Genomic DNA, 19,747 nt, shown 5'->3' on the forward strand with positions numbered 1-19,747 from the left:
GTCAAATTGTTTCGTAAATGTATCATTTGTAAGCGATTACATCATGTCTGGTTCGCTAATCGGAAGGTCAATGTGATACGTGTTCCGCTTACATCGCTTTCAAGTGCAAAATCGCCACCTTGTTCCTGCATCAGACGTCGGCAGAGCGGTAGACCGAGTCCATTCCCACTCGCCGTCGTCAGACTATGTTGCTCCTTCTTCCATTCGGCAAGCACTGCTGGATCAACACCGATCCCGTCATCCGTCATGAGGAGTTGTAGGGTCGTATCTGTACTGACGGTCGAAAACGTCACCGTCATCGCGTCACTGTATTTGACGGCATTCTCGAGGAGGTTAAACAAGACTTGTTTCGTCTGATCCGGTTGACCGAGCACGTAGATTGGCGGAACATCCTGTTCAACTTGAATTCCTTGTCCATCAAGACGCAATTGCATGATGAATAAGGCGTCGGCGAGCAAGGCATCGAGCGCGAACATCGTCGACGTCACGTGGCGTTCGTTGCGTTGTTTCGCCTGTTCGAGATTATGTGAGACGAGTCGTAACAAGCGCTGGCTCTCGACTTCGATGTAGTGATAACAGTGCGCCGCTTCCTCCGGCGGCAGCTTGGGGATCAATTCGACATAGCCCATGATCGCCGTCATCGGTGTCCGGAGCTCATGAGTGATGTGATCGATGAACGTCTGTTGGTCGTTTCGTTGTTGTTCGAGTTGTCCGATGTTGTGCTGAATTGCGTCAGCAAGCGTCGAGAAGTCCGCTGCCAGTCGGTTCAATTCCTCATATGGATACGCCGGTAGCGCATGCGCATAGTGTCCTTTCGTCAAGGCGTGCGAGACACTCCGTAAATCATCGATCGGTCCGATTAATGTCTTCGCCATCCGACGCGCCGTCCAGACGGCGATCACGATCAACATCAGAAACACGCCGGTGAAGACATAGGTGAATTGCCGCAGCAGGTCGGCTTCCGTCCGGAGATCGACGAGAAAACGGACCGAACCGATGACGTCCGTCTCACCGTACAGCGGGCTTGAGAAGAACAGCACCGGGACATCGGTCTCCTTCAGGAACAGATAACTCGATTTTCCTTTTAGGGCTTGATCGATGTCTCCTGCGAGGAGCGGTAATTGATCGCGCTCGGAATCGGCGAGCAGTTCCGCGTTTGGTCCAAACAGCTGAACGCGCGCGTTGAATCGGTCCGCGAGATAGGAAGCGATCGGGACTGCCGTATCGGCGAGTGAGTCCGTCTCTTCACTTGCGAGGTAGTTCGTCGTGTAGAGCTCCGCTTCCCGACTCAGTTTTTGGACAGAATCGACAGCGTTCTCATACAGATTCGATTGAATGAAGGCATAAAGAATCAAGAACAGAACGAGCAGTGCCGGAACGAGGAGTAAGACGAAGTTTTCCGTGATGACTTGGCGTAGCTTCATGCGTCGACCCACTTGTAGCCGACACCATAAATCGTCTTGATCCGTTCGCCTTGTGCTCCGAGTTTCTTCCGCAAGCGTTGGACCATGATATCGACAGCACGGGTCTGACCGGAGAAGTCAAAACCCCAAACTTGTTCGAGCAGTTCATCACGCTCGAAGACCCGTTTTGGATGCGTCAGGAAGAGTGCGAGCAACGCATACTCCCGGTACGTCAGTGGTAACGGTTGACCGTCGAGCCGAATGACGCGTTCTTCGGAATCAACCGATAAGAATGGATCGGTCGTGACAGGTACAGGTGGCGCATCCACCTTTACGCGTTTCAACAGATTTTTGACACGCAAAACGAGCTCCGTTCCGTTAAACGGTTTGGTCATATAGTCATCCGCTCCGAGCTGAAGCCCGATGATTTTATCGTTCATCTGATCACGCGCCGTCAGCATCAAGATCGGTAAGTCAGGTGTCGTCTGTCGCAGCTTAGGAATCAAATCGAAACCGGTCGTATCCGGTAGCATCAAATCGAGGACGATCAAATCAAAGGGTTGTGTTGCCTGCAAGGCGAGTGCTGCTGCTCCGTCGGCTGCCGTCTCGACCGTCTGACCATCGAGCTCAAGTTGCAGTTTGACGAGATGCCGGATGCTCGCCTCATCATCGATGACAAGAATATGCATGGGAATTCCTTCTTTCTGGACAAGTTTTCTGTTCCCTAGCGTATCATGAAATCGTTTTCAAAATCATCCAATATATAATTCATATTTTCTCGTCGCTTTCGCAAAAATATGGTCTTAAAAATATAAATGAAAGCTTCAATCCATAAAAACAAACATTCAACTGAAATTACAAAAAAACATAAATACGAAATCTATCGTATAAAAAAGTGAGTTTCAACTTCATTAAAATCAAAAAAACTATTCACTTAAATCTTCACTTGTAAAAGAATACTTGTGAAGTTTTTATTATAATTTACATATAAAACCATTGATGTGAAGGAGAATCGTTATATGAAAAAAATTGGACTTACATTGCTTGCGTTGACACTCTCGACCGTTCCAGTCGATGCTTCTTCAACTGACAAAAAAATCGAGCAACTAAAAAAGGAATCGCTTCAGGGTCATACATATTTAATGCATCGTACACTACAGATGAATCAGTCCTCTTCCAAGGAAATTGTCTCCATCTTCAAAAAGAAAAGAGATTCATTTTTTAATGACTATATCATCCGAGTTCACGAATTAAAAAACGGAAAATGGAAAGAATCTTATGAAAAAGTCATCAAAGAACAACATGATGTAAAGTTCATCACAGCTGGTCTGATCGGAAAATATGAACATGCTGTTGTTGGGTACAAATCAGGGAGTAGAAATTTCTTGAATTCCTATCTCATTGGATCAACGGATGGAGAAACACTAAAAACGATTCAAACGAAGGAAGGACTTTTGATGGGAAATGCGAAGATTGCAAAAGGAAACCTTTACTATCTCAATCGTTCCATCACCCTCAGCAAATACAGCTACAAAAAAAATAAACTGGTATCGACTGGTCAACCAACGGGTCAAGACGATCGGATTGTAGCAGAGCAACCGGAAGTTTGGTTAGGACTCGAACAGCTATCAGGAAGAGCGAAATATATCGGTAAGCATACTTATACGGTTCATGTTGGAGATCGAATCGGAATAGGACGTCATCAACTGACCGATGCGAAAGACTACGAATATAGTCTTCATTCAAAAGGTCATTACACGATGGACTGGGATTTTTCTAAAGTAAGCTTGTTAACGAAAAAACCAGGCACGACGTATCTCATTCTTTCACCTGGCCCTGGAGAAAAAACAGTAGACATCGAAATCATCGTTAAAAAATGATCTAAAATCATATACCTCGTATCTGCTATAGAAAATGTAAATAGGTAATTTTTTAAACGAGGCTGGGACATAACTAGCTGAATTTAACGAAAAGAAGGAATTGCCATCATAATATGCTGCCCAAAAAGTAGACAGTTGAAATATCAAAAACTATCCATTCTTTGAAGGGAGCTTTTTCTATGTCTAAATCTAAGTTTTCGCTGTATGAAAAACTACGGATCATTTAGATATACGAAAGAAGATGCAACAGATTCGATAACATCGATTGCCTCGCTCTTCGAGCTTTCAGTCACGACCTTACATAGACGGGAGCAAAATATCGTACATACGGCTCCTTGGCACTTCATGATCGAACAGAATGGACAGTTTATCCAGAAAAACTAAAAATGGATAAAGAGAAAAATCAATAAAAAAATCCTTACTTCTATGTTATTATTATATAAATTATGGAATTAAACGGAGGAAAAAATATGAATATTTTAGTAACTGGAGGCGCTGGTTATATCGGCAGTCATACGTGTCTCGAACTTTTACGAGAGGGTCATGAAGTCATTGTCGTCGACAATCTAAGTAATAGTCACCAGAATGCCCTCGAACGTGTCGAACAGCTCGCGGAACGGTCTGTCACATTTTATGAGATGGATGTTCGCAATGAATCGTCATTAGAAGACATCTTCCAAAAGCATTCGATTGATGCCGTCATTCATTTTGCTGGTTTAAAAGCAGTTGGTGAGTCTGTATCACAGCCGTTATTCTACTATCAAAATAACCTGATCAGCTCGCTTGTTTTGATAGATGTGATGAGTCGTCACGACGTTAAGAAGCTCGTCTTCAGTTCTTCCGCGACAGTCTATGGTGTGCCTGAGACGACACCAATTACGGAATCTGCTCCGCGATCTGCAACAAATCCTTATGGTGCGACGAAACTCATGATTGAGCAGATCCTTGAAGATATCGCTCAGGCTGATCCAACGTGGGACATTACGTTACTCCGCTATTTCAATCCAATTGGCGCGGATGTGAGCGGTCTCATTGGTGAAGATCCAAATGGTATTCCGAACAACCTGATGCCTTACGTGACGCAAGTTGCTGCAGGTAAATTAGATACTCTCCAAATATTTGGAAATGATTATGACACCGAAGATGGCACTGGTGTCCGAGATTATATCCATGTTGTCGACTTGGCAAAAGGGCATATCAAGGCGCTTTATCATGATCATTCTGGTATTGAGGCATTCAATTTAGGAACGGGTCAAGGAACAAGTGTTCTTGAACTTGTTGCGACGTTTGAAGACGCGACTTCCCTGCAAATCGACCGAAAGATTACGACAAGACGACCGGGAGATGTTAGTTCATGTTATGCGGATGCTTCAAAAGCAGAACGTTTACTTGGATGGAAAGCGGAGAAAAACTTATTTGAGATGTGTAAGGACGCTTGGCGCTGGCAATCAAATAATCCAGACGGTTATCAAAAATAATGTAGACGATAAAAGATTTTATTCTACACACATAAAAGGAGATCGATTTCCGAATTCATTTCGGAAATTGATCTCCTTTTTAAATAGACGAACGGATGGTAGAAAGCTTTTACAGGCAACTTTCACATCCAAGAGCGGTTTAATCGGTCACTCCAGCGGGCGAAGCGCATCGATCGTGGCGGTAAAGTCATTCGACAAAACGTATGATAATCAATATCTGAGACGTACTGGATAAGTCGCATTAGTGCAAACGCGAACGTCAAAGTCGATCCGATCGCAAAGCTAAGACCGTATCCAGAAGAGCCGAACGGTGCGATCAATAGGGCTAAGATTCCGTTAGCAAAGAAGAAGATGAACAAACTCCATCTTATGTAGGGAAAACCGTCCAGCGTGCAAAATGGAGTTTTTGTTGTGATTTACGGTTAACAAAAAATTGGGAACTTTCTTTTGGATATACACACCTATTTCACCGAAATCGCTTAAGTATTCTTAAACTTCTTCACGTATTTCAGTATTCCTCATCTTTATGCAATCATTATCTAGGCGCAACCGAGTGTTTCTTATCAATATTATTATGAAGATTTATTTCGAAAGTAACAGCGCATCGTTCGTTTCGTCACCCAATCTTCAATAACCTTTTCCCTTGTTGTTTAATCGCTTCGTCATGTGTGACGAGGATGATCGTTTTTCCTTGATCGTTCAGCTCTTGTAACAGCGCCATCACCCGCTCCGCGTTCGCTTGATCAAGCGAGCCCGTCGGTTCATCCGCCAAGATGATGTCACATTGCTTCAGCATCAATCGAGCTAATGCGACCCGTTGCTGTTCCCCACCTGACAACATAAAGACTTTTTGATCGATTTTGTCGCTTAATCCAACAGAAGTCAGCACTTCTTCAATCGTCTTACCAGCGCGATAGCGTTTTTGAACGATCTCGAGATTCTGCCGGACCGTTTTTTGGTCGACGAGTGCGAAGTTCTGAAATAAGAAGCCAAGCTTCGTCCGGAAGTATGCCAGTTGATTGCGCTTATTCGTGATGTCCTTTCCGTCGACGACGATCGTTCCCGTATCAATCGGCTCTAGCGCCCCAATCATGTTGAGTAGCGTCGTCTTCCCGCATCCACTTGGACCGGAAAAGATGACGAAGTCGCCCTGAGAAATCGTTAGCGATAGGTTTTCGAATAAGGTTTTCCCTTGAAACGACTTGGTCAGTTGCCGGATTTCAATCATAGATTTCCCCCCTTTAAAATGCGCTGGACATTTGCCCGTTCAATCTTTCGAATCAGCCAAATTAGCAAGACGCCTTCTGCCACTAGTAAGAGTCCTCCGCCAGCTAATAGTAGCCCGGGTGAAGAAAACTCAAGGATATAGGCAGTAAGCGTTACAGCCAGTGTACTGACAAGCGTAATCCCCATCGTGGATACGATCAGGCGACGATTTTTCTGCCAGATGCTGTACCCCATCACCTTCTGAACCGACAACTCGATCGCATTCACTTGATACTCGAGTCGTAGCACCGTCCAGATGACGAGCAACTCGAGACTAAGAATCAGTACGGCAAAGATCAGGTTCATGTTCATCAATCGTTTTGCTGCTTCCCAGATGCCAAGATACTTCTCCCACGCATTCGTCTGCAAGACAAGTTCATTTGTCATCTGTTTCTCCGCCACATAGTCTTGAAAGGCTCCTTGGTCCAGGTCATACATGACGTCAGCGAGTAAAACATTTGACAGTTGTTTTGGTACTTTCTGTTGCTTTGCTTCATTGACGACGATGAGTAACGGATCATCGATGAGTGTACTGCCGCTAGTAAGATTTTGATCGATCGCGACGGTTTCGAAATCTTCCTGATAGCGGACGACCGGATAGGCGTCTGCGAGATACGCTACGAGTCCGAGTTCACGAAGTCCACTATCAATGGTCGACTTCGCTGGAATTGCAATCCCCTCTGGTGCAAAGAACGTCAGCTCATGCTTCAAGACGGAAGCACTATTCTCAAATTTCCCGGCAAATTCATTAAATGCTGTCCGGTTCATCAAGACGGTCGGTTGGTCTGCCGTCGTGAAGCTGTTAATCGGGGTACTCAATGTCACTTTAAAGTCATCATAAAAGCGTGTGTACAGTTCTGTCTGGATTCGTTCCGAGATGTCGGAACTTTTTTCATCCGAGTAAAGCGGAGACGTTACCTTGTGACCGATGTAAGTATACGAATAATTTTTCTTTGCTTCAAAGAACGGACGTTGCTTATAGATCGTCACGGCTTCGGCGATGACCGTGATACTGCTTGAGAGCATCAAGATCGTCAAGAAAGCTGTCACGAATTTCATGCCATATGTAAAGCCTAGTAATTTGTTCGAACGCTGACCGTTCGAGAACGCTTCTTTGATCGTCAAGCGTCGCAATCGCAGATAGACCAGTCCGTTGACAACGAGCAATCCAACCATCAAGCCACTGAACAGTATCAAGTATGGATCAATCGGCGTGAATGAACGGAGTGTCAAAAAGCTAACGATGAACGAAAGCAACAAAATGCCGGAGTCCATCAGAATCGAACGTGTCACCCATCGCGCTAACGATTCGCCCATCGATAGACGAACGAGCAATTCCTTTCTGACGACAGCCAGCTCATAGAAGGTCAGTAACACGGTGATGATCGCAACAAGTGCGAATACGCCTAAGATACGGTACAGTTCTGCTGACTCATTATAACCCGGTTGCGGATGATTCCCCGCGTATGTATCAATCAATTCCATCTTAAACGCCTTTACGGCAGCAGCTGAACCCATCCCGTAGAAGTTTGGTGTATAAGCAACGGCAGGATGCTCGGATAACGGCTTGAACTGGAACGTGATATCACCGAGAAAGACGCTTTGATAGACCTGTTCTTCAATCGAGCGGGTAGCAAACATCGCTTTAGTACCAGCCGTCCCGTAAATCGTCTTCGTACTGGAGAACGTCTGATTAGGCGTCTCTTCATAAGTGAAGACATCGACTTGATGTTTTGTCGCGGCTCGCTCGATATCTGCTAGCATCTGTTGTTCCGAAATCTTCGGATTCGGATAGATCGTCGTCGACACGAACGGTTCTGCGAATCCTTCAAGTGTCAGCATTCGACTTTCTCCGATGATGAACAGACTCGTAAACACCATCACGGTCAGAATCATCAACTTCAAGCGTTTCATCCAGTTTCCTCCTATCCAACTATTACATTACTTGAACCAAAGTAGTTGTAAATCGTACTTGTTTTACATTGTGACGTCCATTTAGTACTATATTTTCTCCATTCGTATCTAAATATCTATATCTAATGTGAATTAAAACAAACAAAAACTAAAATAAAAAAAAACAATATATTACCTTTTTAATCAAATAAAATAGATATAAAATCCTTAGATTCTTTATAATGTATCTATATTGCTAAAATAAAGGAGTTTTTTCATGTCTTTCTTACTTGGAGTTTCATTAATTGCAATCATAGTCATTATGATTAAACATCAGCATGAGTTTCTTCCACAATTAAGAGCCGGTTCGTTTAATTTAAAACTAGGTATATTCTCACTTTTAGTTGGTTGGATTATTCATGTTTCGAGTTCAATGACAGGATTTAACGAAATTTTATTAGTTAATCAAATTGAATCGGCATTTTTCTTACTTTCTTTCGTTTGCCTAATCATTGGTGTTACAAAGTTCATAAATCGTTTGCCTCTTAATTTCAATCGACGATTGATGATATTTACATTGATTTTAGCTTTTGCTTATACGATCGTGAACGAGCAATTTTCATTCTTGAGTTACCTGATTCCAGCTGAATTCAATTATTCGTTTATTTCACTTGGACTCTATATTGTTGTGGTATGTTGCTTAATTATTGAAGTTTACCAATTCATTTTTACAGATAATAAGCCGACTAAGTCTTCTGAAGAAAAACCTTTCTAAGCTTTTATAAGAGAAAGTCCTTTGAGATTTATTCTTCAAAGGACTTTCTCTTTTCGTTTAAGTTGTACATTAACTTATCTTCAATAACTTATCTTCAATTTTTTAAGTAATGTATCTAATCAGTTCGCGAGAAAAGTAAAAGGCTCCTTCTTCCGTACCAAAGTATTTTTGATAGTAGATAAAGATACGAACGATGATCCATCGCGCAACTTTTATAATTGTACTGATTATGAAACCTAGTAGACCAATATGCCATAAAATAAGACCAATCAATAAGAAAAAGAAACAACCGATTCCTTCCAATCCTCCGAATATTGCAAAAAGAATCAGTAACACTAAACCAATGATTATGTAAAACAATTCGCACACCCGCTTTTCCTATAATAATATAACTTTACCATTAAAAGGATTATTTAGAATTAATTTTTTACATTTATAAGTCAATAAACTACCTTTATTTATAATTAAAATTCAATTCGATAACTCTTGATTTCAACGATTCAATAATAGAGATAAAAGATTAAATTTATCCGAACACCCCAGCGGATAAGTAGAGTTATCCGCTCGACGCAATGCTCCATTTCTTCAATCATGCCAACGGTTTCTTCAACTTTCAAAGAGCGTAAGCCGCGTGATTTCCCATCCTTCCGTCCATTCGCTTCAGATAAACTCTCATTCTAGAGCGATCGCTTTCAGGATAACTCTACTTATACTAAAACTACCGCGGAATACATACCAGATATGCATATCTGAAGAAATGGATACCTATGAACGATTTACTACGCAACTGGATTCCCCTCGTCAACTCCCTCCTGGCCCGCCTCTCGATCCACCCGAATGAACATGATGAATGCCGGCAAGCCGCCCTACTCCGACTTTGGAAGTCAATCGAAGAAGGCAAGGTCATGACCGTCACCTTCGCCCGGATTCGGGCAAAAGGCGCGATGCTTGACTACTTAGCGACCCGTAACCGGACGCTTGCGACCGAAGTCGCGGTCGAAACAATGCCGGAACTCCCTCGGACGCCGAACGTCTCCTTTCATTATCTCCTCAGCGAACTCAAACGGGATCTGTCGAATAAGGAGTACGCGTTTCTCGAAGCCTTGATGCACGGCACGGAAGAAACGCTCGGTTACTCACCAGCGCGACTGCGCTCATTAAAGTCGGAACTCCGGCAGAAAGTCCAGTACCTCCTCGGATGATGACCTATTATCAAGAACGCTTACTCGTAATCATCGAACAAGCGAACTATCGTCCCTTGACGAAAAAAGCCTATCGCTCGGACGTACGGCATCTCTGTCGTTACGTCGAACGGATCGATGTCCCGTCGTTGCAACGTTACGCTAAGTTTTTACGCGACACGTATGCCCCAGCGACTGCGGCTCGGCGACTGCATGCTCTGTCCATCCTGTTCGATCAACTGGTCGCGGAACGTTCACTTCCGACAAATCCGTTGGCTCGCGTCAAAAAACCGATTCCTGCACCCTACCGACGACTTGCCTTCACGTACGACGACGTCCACCGTGTCCTCGAGACGATTCGTGATGAGACCGTCTACGCCTTTAGCTTTCTGCTCCTGCATACAGGATTGCGTTTCTCAGAAGCCCGTGACTTGCACCTCGCAGATGTCGACTTTGCGCGCGATCACGTGCTCGTTCGGAGTGGGAAAGGCGATCAATCACGTCAAGTTCCGCTGCATCATGCGTTACGAAATGTCCTAACGCGTTACATCGAGACGATTCGTCCTGACGCCACCTCGTTGTTTTGCGAAGACAGTGGACGACCGGTCAATCCGGCGAAGTTCCGCCGTGTCTTAAGGGAGGCAAGTGAACGATGTCTCGGACGAATCCTGCGACCGCATGACATCCGGGTGACGTTCGCAACGACGCTCTATCACGTACATCAGACGGATATTCTGACCATCATGCGCTTGCTTGGGCATAGCGACGTAAGAACGACCCAGCACTACGTCCTACCGTCGCACGACATTGCTCATTCGTCGGTCAATCGGCTCAAGCGGACAGACGATTAAGAACGTCCCGGACGTGATTCGTCTGGCTGCGGATGTATCCTTCCGTCGTTGAGATGCTAGCGTGACCAAGCAGACGCTTTATATCGAGCAACTTCAACCCTGCCTGCTGATAGAGATAGGTCGCATAGGCGATCCGTAACATATGCGGACGGATGTGACGCTTCAAGGACGTAAATCCGACCTCGCGAAGTGCCTTCCTTGCCGCATGTTCATTGATCATCCGTCCCGTGACGGATTGAAACAAGTAGCCGGTCGTACGATCTGCTAGAAACAGAACAATCTTTTCGCAAAGGGTCTTTCCGATCGGAACGGTCCGGGTCCGCCCACCTTTTCCGTGACGCACGTACAGTTCATTCTTCGCTAGATCAAAATCCTGCACCGTCAACAAACGGGCCTCCATGAAGCGGAGGCCCGTTTGGCTGAGCACCTCGAAGAAGAGGCGATAGGTTGGATCTTGAATCTGTCGAATCACCGGGATCAACTCTTCACTATCATGATAGGTCTCATCTTGGAGACGTTGATGGACAATCGGACGGATCTCGACCATCGGATTCTTTTTGATCCGTCGCCGCTCGACGAGAACGTTTCCGAGCCGGTGTAAGACGTGATAGCGTCGCAGAATCGTCGACGGCTTATAATGCGCTCGCATCCAGTGAAAGTAGCGTCGTAAGGACGCGACAGACCAGTCGACCTGATGCAAACGCATTTGTCGAAGATCACTCCGGTATGCCTTGATCGTATGGGCTGTCCGCGAGAAGTCCGTCAATAAATACTGATCGAGATAGTCATGGTGGGGCATAGCTAGTTCCTCCTTTTTGTAGGACTGACGTGAAAGCTAATGGAGCACACGATTGATTTTTGATGAAATATCAAGAATCGCTTTCCCTAAACGATCAATGAGTGAAAAACAAAAATAAGGAAAAAAGTTACAATCATATTAAATCTACTTTCTGTAGAGCAGGAGAGAACACATACCTTTCTTTACCCTGAACGACAGCGTATTGATTCCATCCACTAATCGATAAAGGAGCTTACATATGAATACGGATAACGACTATCTTGGCAATCCCTCAGATATTCTCGTCACGACGTATGTGACGGAAGAAGACTTGCGCGACATCATCGCCATCGAATTCAAAGACTTCTGGCACCCAAAATTACGCATCACCCCACACGAGCTCGTGATTACCGGATCGACCGTCTCAACAGCACATCGCTTCGCCCACCATAAACCGTTCACCCTCACGATTGCCCCGTTTCGCATCCGTCATAACATCATTTCGTTTCATATCTATGACATCAGCCCAGCGTCCCAAGAACAAACGATTTTGAATCTGCTAAAGGCAAACCCGAACTTGTCATACAGCTATCACATGATCCATGTCCATCTTCAACCATGCGACTTCGGAAATCCATTTTTTCATACGCTCCAGTATACGAAATTAATGGACCATAAAATCCTTGTCGGTCTTCATCTATAATCGATACGCTTTGATTTTTCCTCACCTGCAGATGTTATTTGAAAAAAATGTATATGATTGAATGAAAAAGGGTATCTAGATTACACCTTTACCATTCGATTAAACATTCCACTCTGCCGAGGTGACTCCATCCATCATGCCAAACCATACGATGCATGCTCATACTGACTTTTTGCTTGTCACTTTATCTTATCTGATTGCCGCAACATCCGCCTATATCGCGATTGAACTCGCGGGACGCGTCAAGACAGCGACCGATCGTTCGAAACATCTTTGGTTGATTGCTGGTGGATCGATTTTAGGTCTTGGCATCTGGTCGATGCATTTCGTCGCGATGCTTGGTCACGGTACCTTGAAGGATGCGACCTACTCGTTCCCGCTCGTCTTTCTATCGGTCATCATCGCGATAACGGGATGTATTCTCGGCTTTTATCTCGTCGCTCGTCGCATGTCCCGTGAATCGTTCGTTCTCGGTGGTTTCTTGATGGGGAGTGCGATTGCCGGCATGCATTATGTTGGGATTGCCGCTTTACAGGGGATGACCCTGCAGTATCATGCTGGTTACGTCTTATTCTCGATCTTGATTGCGATCGCTGCTTCTTGGACCGCACTCTGGATTGGTTTCTTTTCGCGTTACGCAAAGCAACAGATGTTGGTGCAAACGAAAGTCTTCTTTGCTCTCATCATGGGCATCGCGATCTCCGGAATGCATCACGTCGGGATGCTCGGTTTAGAGTTTCAGATGATTCCATCATTCACGAGTGATCAAGTCATCGAACCAGCGATGCTGTTGACGCTTGTGTCGATCGTCACACTATTTTTATTCATCGTCTTCTTCGCTTCCGTCTTGTTTGACCTCCAGTTACGTAAACGTGACTTAATCCAAGCGACGATTCTTGAATCGACCGAAGATGGTGTCGTGACAACGAACCCTGATGGTCTGATCCAATATGCGAACTCACTGTTCCATGATTTTTTCCCGGAACGTCATTCATACTTAACGGAACATGACGTAGCTTTACGTCTTGATGTACCCGATCATACGAAACAAATGCTGCACGTCGACGAACGTATCCTTGAAGTCGTCAATCACCCGCTAAAAGGCGAGAACTTGAATCAGACATTGTGGTTTTTCCGCAACGTCACCAATCAAGTGTCGTCGCAGCAGCAACTCGAACACCTTGCCTTTCATGACCGATTGACGGATTTACCGAATCGAGATAAGATCACGCTGTTTATCGAGGAACAGATTAGACAAGGAATTCCGATTTCGTGTCTCGCGCTCAGTATGGATCGTTGGCGTTCTCTAAGTGATATGCTCGGACATAAAGGCGTCGAGAGTCTGTTGCTGCAAATTGCAGAACGTCTTCAAGCAACGATTCACGCGCGTGATGTCTTAGCACGCCTTGATTCATCCGAATTTCTTGTTCTCCTCGTTGACGAACGCAGTCAGCTAGCGACACAAAAAGCCGAGAAGTGTTACGCTGCCTTATCGCAACCATTTGATATCGATGGAACCGTCATTACGCTGACGATGCGCGCCGGGATTAGTCATTACCCGGAAGACGCCACAACAGCAGAAGAACTGATCGAGTATGCAAAACTGGCACTACATGCTTCGTTTACTGAAGCGCAAAACACGATCAAGGAATTCAAGGTCGAGAATCGAAACGATATCTTGCGGACCGTCCAGATCGAAAAATTCATGACGGAGGCACTCGAAGCAGAAGCCTTCGAGCTCGTCTATCAACCAAAGATTGCAGTGGCTACGGCACGCATGACTGGTGTTGAAGTGTTAGCACGCTGGACGCACGATGAGCTTGGGTTCGTCTCACCGGCAGAATTCATTCCAGTCGCTGAAAATACCGGGGCGATTCATGCCCTAGGTGACTGGGTGTTACGTACCGCCTGCATACGCTGGGTCGCGTGGCAAGACTTGACACCGGAACCGTTTTCGATTGCCGTTAACGTCTCCCCACTTCAGTTCGCGAGTCAAAAGTTCTTACGTCGCGTCGAAACAATTCTCGAGGAGACAGGAATGAATCCGGCATACCTCGAGCTCGAAATCACGGAGTCTGCCGCCTTATCATATGAGACAACGACCTATGAAAAATTAGCACGACTGCAAGAACTCGGTATTCGTGTTTCCCTCGACGACTTCGGTACCGGTTACTCGTCCTTCAAGCAGCTTCGTTCATTACCAATTCAGTTGTTAAAGATTGATCGCTCGTTCATCAGTTCGTTATTTGACGGTAAGAATCAACAAGCAATCGTTCAATCGATGATTCAACTTGGACATAATCTCGAGATGGAGGTCTTAATTGAAGGGGTAGAAACGTTGGGGCAGGCAGACTGGCTCGCTCGAGAAGGTTGCGATTATTTCCAGGGCTATTATTTCAGTCGACCGTTGAAAGAAGAGGATCTGTTTGGATATTTAAATTTATTACGATCGAGCGGAAGCGCCTAATTTTTTAGTCATAGCCTCGCAGCGAAGCAATTTTGATAATCACTAAATCGCTCATCTCTCTGAGAATAAAGAAAGCACCTGAATCCGTGGATTCAAGTGCTTTCTTCTTCAGTAAAAAGTAAACTAACCAAGTATTAGCAACGATTTTATGTCTTGGTTCATCCCTACGTATAAATTATTAATTGCTTGTTGAATGTCTTTTTTACTCGAAAAAGAATCTTCAATGATTTGATTGGTATTATATGAATTCGCTTCAAGATGATTTTTTAATTCAATAAGATAGGATCGCTGGTCGTCATTAAAATACTTCGGTTGATATCTTACACTATGTCTGATGTTTTTTACTAAGTTATTCATCTCACTCAATAATTTTCGTAAGTCCGATTTTTTTATATCTTCTTTTTTCAATGTCGAAGACGCAAGAACATTCTCAACCTGTGCACTTATTTTTTCATTGTATGATCGATCTTCCGAGAGCGTCGGAATACCGGCAGACAATTTTTTTAGATTGTTTTTATAACGAGTTGTTATTTTGTTTTGATTTACTTCAATTTTTTTATTCATACTTAAAGCGCTATACGGATACATATAATTAATTGTTAATGTGGCAATAATAAGAATGATTACTGTGGCTATCATAAATTTTTTACTATTACTTTTCAAACTCTACACCGTCCTTCTCTATACAACTGATATATTATCTAAAAATATACCATGCATTCCTGTGGTTAAAAAGCTAATAAAATTAACTACTTTTTTTACATCTTAGATATTGCAAAGAGCAGCACCAGTCTTTAATTCATGACTGATACTGCTCTTTTATTTAGGTACTATTTTTTCAAACTACTAACTCTCAGTATAATCGTTATTTACTAGTAGATAATTTAACTTGAACTGTACGCGATTTACTTTTATTTTTTGCTTTATCAATCGCATAAAGAGTCAGCTTCGTATTTTTCTTCATCGGCTTAATGGTTACTTTGTATGTTCCTTTACTCGAAGCAATAGTACCTTTGATTTTAGTTTTTCCACTGTATACTTCTACGATTGCGTTGGCTTCAGCCTTTCCAGACAAAATCGTAGTTTTTGTCGTAACTACATTAACAGTTGGGGATGCCGGGGGTGTTCGATCCAGTACGTTCACTACTGTATGCGTACTTCGATTCTTCGCCTCATCGTATACGAATACACTTAACACAGTTCCTGCTTTTTGTTTAGATAAGCGGATACTGAACTTTCCGGAAGTTGTTGACTGCTTCGCAATCACCTTATTATCTCGCTTGATCTCAACAGTACTATTTTTCTCAGCTGTTCCTTTAAGAGTTGTCATATTATCTGAAAATTTTTCGACTTTCGCTTTAGCAGGAGGCGTTCGATCGAGAACCTGGACGAATACTACCTCACTGTCGTTTCCAGCTGTATCTGTTACAATCACACTTAACTTCGTACCAGCTTTTTGACGAGGTATACTTACAGCAAATGTATTAGCTTGATCCGATTTTCCTACACCAATCACAGTATTGTTATGTTTAATCGTGATGGTTGCACCCGGCTCCGTATCACCTGTTACTCGGTTCATCTGATCAGAGATTGGATCAATTTCATAAAAGATCGGTTTCGTTCGATCCACTACCTTAATGACCGTCTGTTCGCTGACATTTCCTGAAGTATCTGTTATTGTTACAAACAACTTCGTTCCACTAAACTGTTGCGAAATATAGACATCGAACATGCCGTCTATATCTACCGTTCCGTCATTTATTAGATTCCCCTTCTCGTCATGGACCTGAACGATTCCATCTACTTCACCCGTTCCAGTTAGTTGGGTTTGCTGATCCGTTAGTTCGTTTACGACGGGGGCTCCTGGTTTCGTACGATCCGCGACGATTAAAGGTTGTCGCGAACTTTTATTGCCTTTTTCGTCTTCTATGAAGATGCTTAACGCACGATTACTTGGTTGCTTATCAATCGGTATCGAAAATCTTCCTTGTGATACATTGACTTGTTTTCCAACGAGTTCATCCAACAAATCGTAGACATAGATCGTACCATTTTCGATATCAAATGGTACTTCTCCATCAATCGTTGTTGATTGATCAGTTACCTCATCTATATACAATTGACCATATTCTTTTATGAGTAACGCGTTAGCGGCATTGACTCGTCCATGACCAAACTCGTAATCCCATCCGTTCGTTCCTAAATCATCCGCTGTCTCCTCAAGACGAGAAACAATTTGGTCATTCGTCATCGAAAAATCGTCTGCCTTAATTAAAGCTGCAACTCCTGCAACAACGGGTGAAGCCATCGATGTTCCACTCATATAACCATAATCATCATACGGTAACGTCGAGTAAATCGAACTACCTGGTGCTGCGATATCAATATCTTCTCCATAGTTCGAAAAGTATGACGAATCATCCCATGACGTTGTTGAGGCGACCGATACGACGTGTTCATACGAAGATGGATAGTGTTTGCGTGATGTTGCATCGTTACCTGCTGCAGCAATGACAACAACACCTTTATCGTGAGCGTAATTTATGGCAGATTGATAAAGTGAGTTGTAATAATAACTGCCGAGGCTCATATTGATGATTGATGCACCACGATCTGTCGCACGATAAATAGCCTTTATCACGTCAGAAGAATACGCGGAATCGCCTGTAAATACATCAAGTGGCATGACTGTAGTAGTCGGAGCTACTCCTGTACCCCCTAGACCGTTATTACTGACGCCACTGATGATTCCCGCAACATGTGTACCGTGATCGCCATTCGTAATTGTATAAGGCGAGTTATTGACGATGTCATACCCATCGACGATATTCCCTCTCAAATCTCTATGATTCTGATCGATTCCATCATCGATGACGGCTACAATGACGGATCTAGACCCCATCGTTCGCGTCCAAGCTTTTTCTGTTTCAATATTACGATGGTGGAATTGAGTCGAGAAGTCCGGGTCATTTGGCGTTTGTGTCTTGTATACTAAATGGTCCTGTTCGACGCGCACGACACCAGCTTCCTTTTTTAGTTCGTTCTTAAAAGATGCCACCGATTGATCAACTGGGACATCTACGACCAGTAACGCATTACGATTTTCCTTTTTCTTAATCACTACTTCTGCGTCATCGATACTCAACATGTCTGGTTGTTTCGTTTCTACAATTAAGCGCTGCGTCTCATTTTCCGAGTTTTGTGCCGATGCAGGTATCGTACAAATGACAAGTCCTAACGCACCCCCGACCCCTATCAAAATATTTCGAATATGATTCATTTTCATCCCCACCTCATCCATTTATTTTTCTAGTGCCTTTACTCCGACGGACTTAAAACTAAAAAACGGGCATAGTCATTTTTGTCAAAGGCGACATACAATTCTTGACCGTTCCATTGATACATATAGGCACTTTTTACGGAGTACTTAGCAAATGTCTTCTTCGATTTATCGAGGTGATACGTCGTTGGCTTTGAATAATTGATGACGTTTCCTGCTTTTCCAAAAGCATTTTTGATTTCTGCTTTTGTAATGCTTCGTTTCTCTAGTGACGGGAGGAGCACAAGCATATCAATCACGTTCGAGTTACTCATGGCGTAACGTGAATACAAGACGCTTCCATTCCACTTACCACTCCAGACCGCATCTGTATGGGGAATGAACAGGCTCCCAGCAGTACCCGTCACCTTTTTATAAGAAGTGCCTGGCGCTAACTTTCCTTCAAATGATTTTGTTGCTTCAATCGCTTGACGATGGCGTTTTAGCCACGGCTCATCCTTTAAAGTGGATAGCTTTGGTGGTGCGATAACTTTGCCTGTCGTTGTTGCTGTGAAGCCTTCATACGTTGCTTTTAGTGTATATGTTCCAACGCTTTTTCCGTAAAGCTTACCTGATTTGATGTAGGCTTTCGTCGGTGCGTTGGTCGCCCACTTGACACCTGATTTAATCTTCACTTTCTTGCCGTCTGCCTGTGTGACCTCTAAATAAAGGGTTTCCGATGCGCCGGATGTCACCGACTGATGGTCTTTGATAATCGAGATAGCAACTGGACGCTTCGAGATGTTTTTTCCGCTGAACACGCTTGATCGATTATCCTCTGTCCGCAGTACGATAGATTTTGCATCTTTTGTCAAAGCAACAGGTGAATTTTGAGCAACGATGTTATCTGCATCTAAACTGGTATAGATTTTTCGACCTGTTTTGCGTTCAAATAGTGAAAAATCGCTTCCCCATCCTGAATAGGTAGCCGCAATGAATTGACCGGATTCATCGATATCGATATCACTAAATGCATAATCCGTTTCTGTCACGAAAGAACCTGACCGATGAAGAGGTTTGAAATTTTGACTTCCATCGTACACCTTTAATTGACGGTCACCCTCTTCTCCGACGACGAGCAATCCATCACGATTGAAATCATAAGCTTCGATCGCGTTTCCACTTGTCGAATGGATGACTCGTTGATATGTTCCATCTTGGCCGTAAAGATAGATATCATCTGAATTAATGACTGCAATGTTTGAGTCGGATACGAGAATATCCCCGAATTGACTTGTGCCACGAACGAATAGAAGTTCTTTCGTATCTAAGTCATAGCGAATGAGCTTTCCGTCCTCATATTCATCCGCTAACGCAATCACTTGATGTGAACCTGGTAAAAACTCTACCTTCGTGAAGTTCTTGATTTCCTGATTGTTGTACGGAATCATTTCAATCGTATCGATGAGCTCTGCGAAGGCATCATATACATAAATCCGATTGTTTTTTGCAACGGCTACCATTTTTTGATCATCTGAAACCGCGAAGCCTGTTTCATGATACGTATCTCTCGTCTCAGAAAGACTTTGGAGTCTAGTTCCTTGACCGAGATCCACAAGTGAAGCATCTTCGTATCCGTAATAACCCCACAATAAATTTTGTCCTGGAATGACTTTATAGTCACCATAATTCAAAAAAGCGGCTGTTTTTGGTAAATCAACCGTCGCTTCAACTGATGATGACCCAAGTCCGAATATTGATGCCGCCATTCCAAGGATTGCTACCTTTTTCATGTTCATCACTCTCTTTCTTT

At 43.7% G+C, this 19,747-nt stretch carries 16 protein-coding genes; 7 read left to right on the top strand and 9 right to left on the bottom strand.

The features are described from left to right. Positions 1-41 precede the first annotated feature (41 nt). The gene (locus ACZGCQ_RS10765) at positions 42-1,424 is read right to left on the bottom strand and encodes a HAMP domain-containing sensor histidine kinase (RefSeq protein ID WP_481266238.1); all 1,383 of its coding nucleotides are present in this window, start codon (positions 1,422-1,424) and stop codon (positions 42-44) included. Beyond that, positions 1,421-2,092, bottom strand: coding sequence for a response regulator transcription factor (locus tag ACZGCQ_RS10770; RefSeq protein ID WP_481266239.1), 672 nt, complete (start codon positions 2,090-2,092; stop codon positions 1,421-1,423). Before ACZGCQ_RS10770 ends, ACZGCQ_RS10765 begins: the two co-directional genes overlap by 4 nt. 330 nt (positions 2,093-2,422) lie before the next feature. On the opposite strand from ACZGCQ_RS10770, the gene ACZGCQ_RS10775 reads away from it, so the two are divergent. Both ACZGCQ_RS10775 and galE read left to right on the top strand, forming a co-directional pair. Further along, positions 2,423-3,283 (top strand): hypothetical protein, encoded by an 861-nt coding sequence (locus ACZGCQ_RS10775; protein WP_481266240.1) that lies wholly within the window; start codon positions 2,423-2,425, stop codon positions 3,281-3,283. Positions 3,284-3,753: 470 nt separating this feature from the next. Next, positions 3,754-4,761 (top strand): UDP-glucose 4-epimerase GalE, encoded by a 1,008-nt coding sequence (galE, locus tag ACZGCQ_RS10780; protein ID WP_481266241.1) that lies wholly within the window; start codon positions 3,754-3,756, stop codon positions 4,759-4,761. 122 nt (positions 4,762-4,883) lie between these two features. Here the strand turns inward: galE and pelG are convergent, their stop codons facing one another. The 3 genes from pelG to ACZGCQ_RS10795 form a co-directional block, all read right to left on the bottom strand. Then, complete coding sequence (gene pelG / locus ACZGCQ_RS10785; protein WP_481266242.1) at positions 4,884-5,120, bottom strand: exopolysaccharide Pel transporter PelG; 237 nt, start codon at positions 5,118-5,120, stop codon at positions 4,884-4,886. 257 nt (positions 5,121-5,377) lie between these two features. Continuing rightward, positions 5,378-5,989 carry an ABC transporter ATP-binding protein gene (locus tag ACZGCQ_RS10790; RefSeq protein WP_481266243.1) on the bottom strand — a complete coding sequence of 204 codons (612 nt, stop codon included), beginning with the start codon at positions 5,987-5,989 and terminating at the stop codon, positions 5,378-5,380. Continuing rightward, positions 5,986-7,941: a DUF1430 domain-containing protein gene (locus ACZGCQ_RS10795; RefSeq protein ID WP_481266244.1), complete on the bottom strand. Its 1,956-nt coding sequence runs from the start codon at positions 7,939-7,941 to the stop codon at positions 5,986-5,988. The genes ACZGCQ_RS10790 and ACZGCQ_RS10795 overlap by 4 nt, the downstream gene beginning before the upstream one ends. A 256-nt stretch (positions 7,942-8,197) precedes the next feature. Between ACZGCQ_RS10795 and ACZGCQ_RS10800 the strand changes: the two genes are divergently transcribed. The 3 genes from ACZGCQ_RS10800 (at position 8,198) to ACZGCQ_RS10810 (ending at position 10,727) form a co-directional block, all read left to right on the top strand. Next, positions 8,198-8,695: a hypothetical protein gene (locus ACZGCQ_RS10800; protein WP_313635610.1), complete on the top strand. Its 498-nt coding sequence runs from the start codon at positions 8,198-8,200 to the stop codon at positions 8,693-8,695. 767 nt (positions 8,696-9,462) lie between these two features. Continuing rightward, entirely contained in the window at positions 9,463-9,897 is a 435-nt protein-coding gene (locus ACZGCQ_RS10805; protein ID WP_481266245.1) for a sigma factor, read from the top strand. Further along, positions 9,894-10,727 (top strand): tyrosine-type recombinase/integrase, encoded by an 834-nt coding sequence (locus tag ACZGCQ_RS10810; protein ID WP_481266246.1) that lies wholly within the window; start codon positions 9,894-9,896, stop codon positions 10,725-10,727. The genes ACZGCQ_RS10805 and ACZGCQ_RS10810 overlap by 4 nt, the downstream gene beginning before the upstream one ends. Here the strand turns inward: ACZGCQ_RS10810 and ACZGCQ_RS10815 are convergent. Beyond that, complete coding sequence (locus ACZGCQ_RS10815) at positions 10,708-11,526, bottom strand: tyrosine-type recombinase/integrase (RefSeq protein ID WP_481266247.1); 819 nt, start codon at positions 11,524-11,526, stop codon at positions 10,708-10,710. The two genes, ACZGCQ_RS10810 and ACZGCQ_RS10815, sit on opposite strands and share 20 nt — an antisense overlap. Before the next feature lie 238 nt (positions 11,527-11,764). On the opposite strand from ACZGCQ_RS10815, the gene ACZGCQ_RS10820 reads away from it, so the two are divergent. Further along, on the top strand, positions 11,765-12,208 hold the full coding sequence (locus ACZGCQ_RS10820; protein WP_481266248.1) for a hypothetical protein: 444 nt from the start codon (positions 11,765-11,767) through the stop codon (positions 12,206-12,208). A 136-nt stretch (positions 12,209-12,344) separates the two neighbouring features. Then, positions 12,345-14,675 (top strand): bifunctional diguanylate cyclase/phosphodiesterase, encoded by a 2,331-nt coding sequence (locus ACZGCQ_RS10825; RefSeq protein WP_481266249.1) that lies wholly within the window; start codon positions 12,345-12,347, stop codon positions 14,673-14,675. A gap of 123 nt (positions 14,676-14,798) precedes the next feature. On the opposite strand, the gene ACZGCQ_RS10830 is transcribed toward ACZGCQ_RS10825, so the two are convergent. From ACZGCQ_RS10830 to ACZGCQ_RS10840, 3 genes are all read right to left on the bottom strand, one after another. Continuing rightward, a complete protein-coding gene (locus ACZGCQ_RS10830) occupies positions 14,799-15,314 on the bottom strand; it encodes a hypothetical protein (protein WP_481266250.1) in 516 nt (171 codons plus the stop codon). A gap of 226 nt (positions 15,315-15,540) precedes the next feature. Further along, positions 15,541-17,955, bottom strand: coding sequence for a S8 family peptidase (locus tag ACZGCQ_RS10835; RefSeq protein ID WP_481266251.1), 2,415 nt, complete (start codon positions 17,953-17,955; stop codon positions 15,541-15,543). 38 nt (positions 17,956-17,993) lie between these two features. Further along, a complete protein-coding gene (locus tag ACZGCQ_RS10840) occupies positions 17,994-19,727 on the bottom strand; it encodes a hypothetical protein (protein ID WP_481266252.1) in 1,734 nt (577 codons plus the stop codon). Positions 19,728-19,747 lie beyond the last annotated feature (20 nt).

This window comes from Exiguobacterium sp. HSB13, assembly GCF_056764755.1.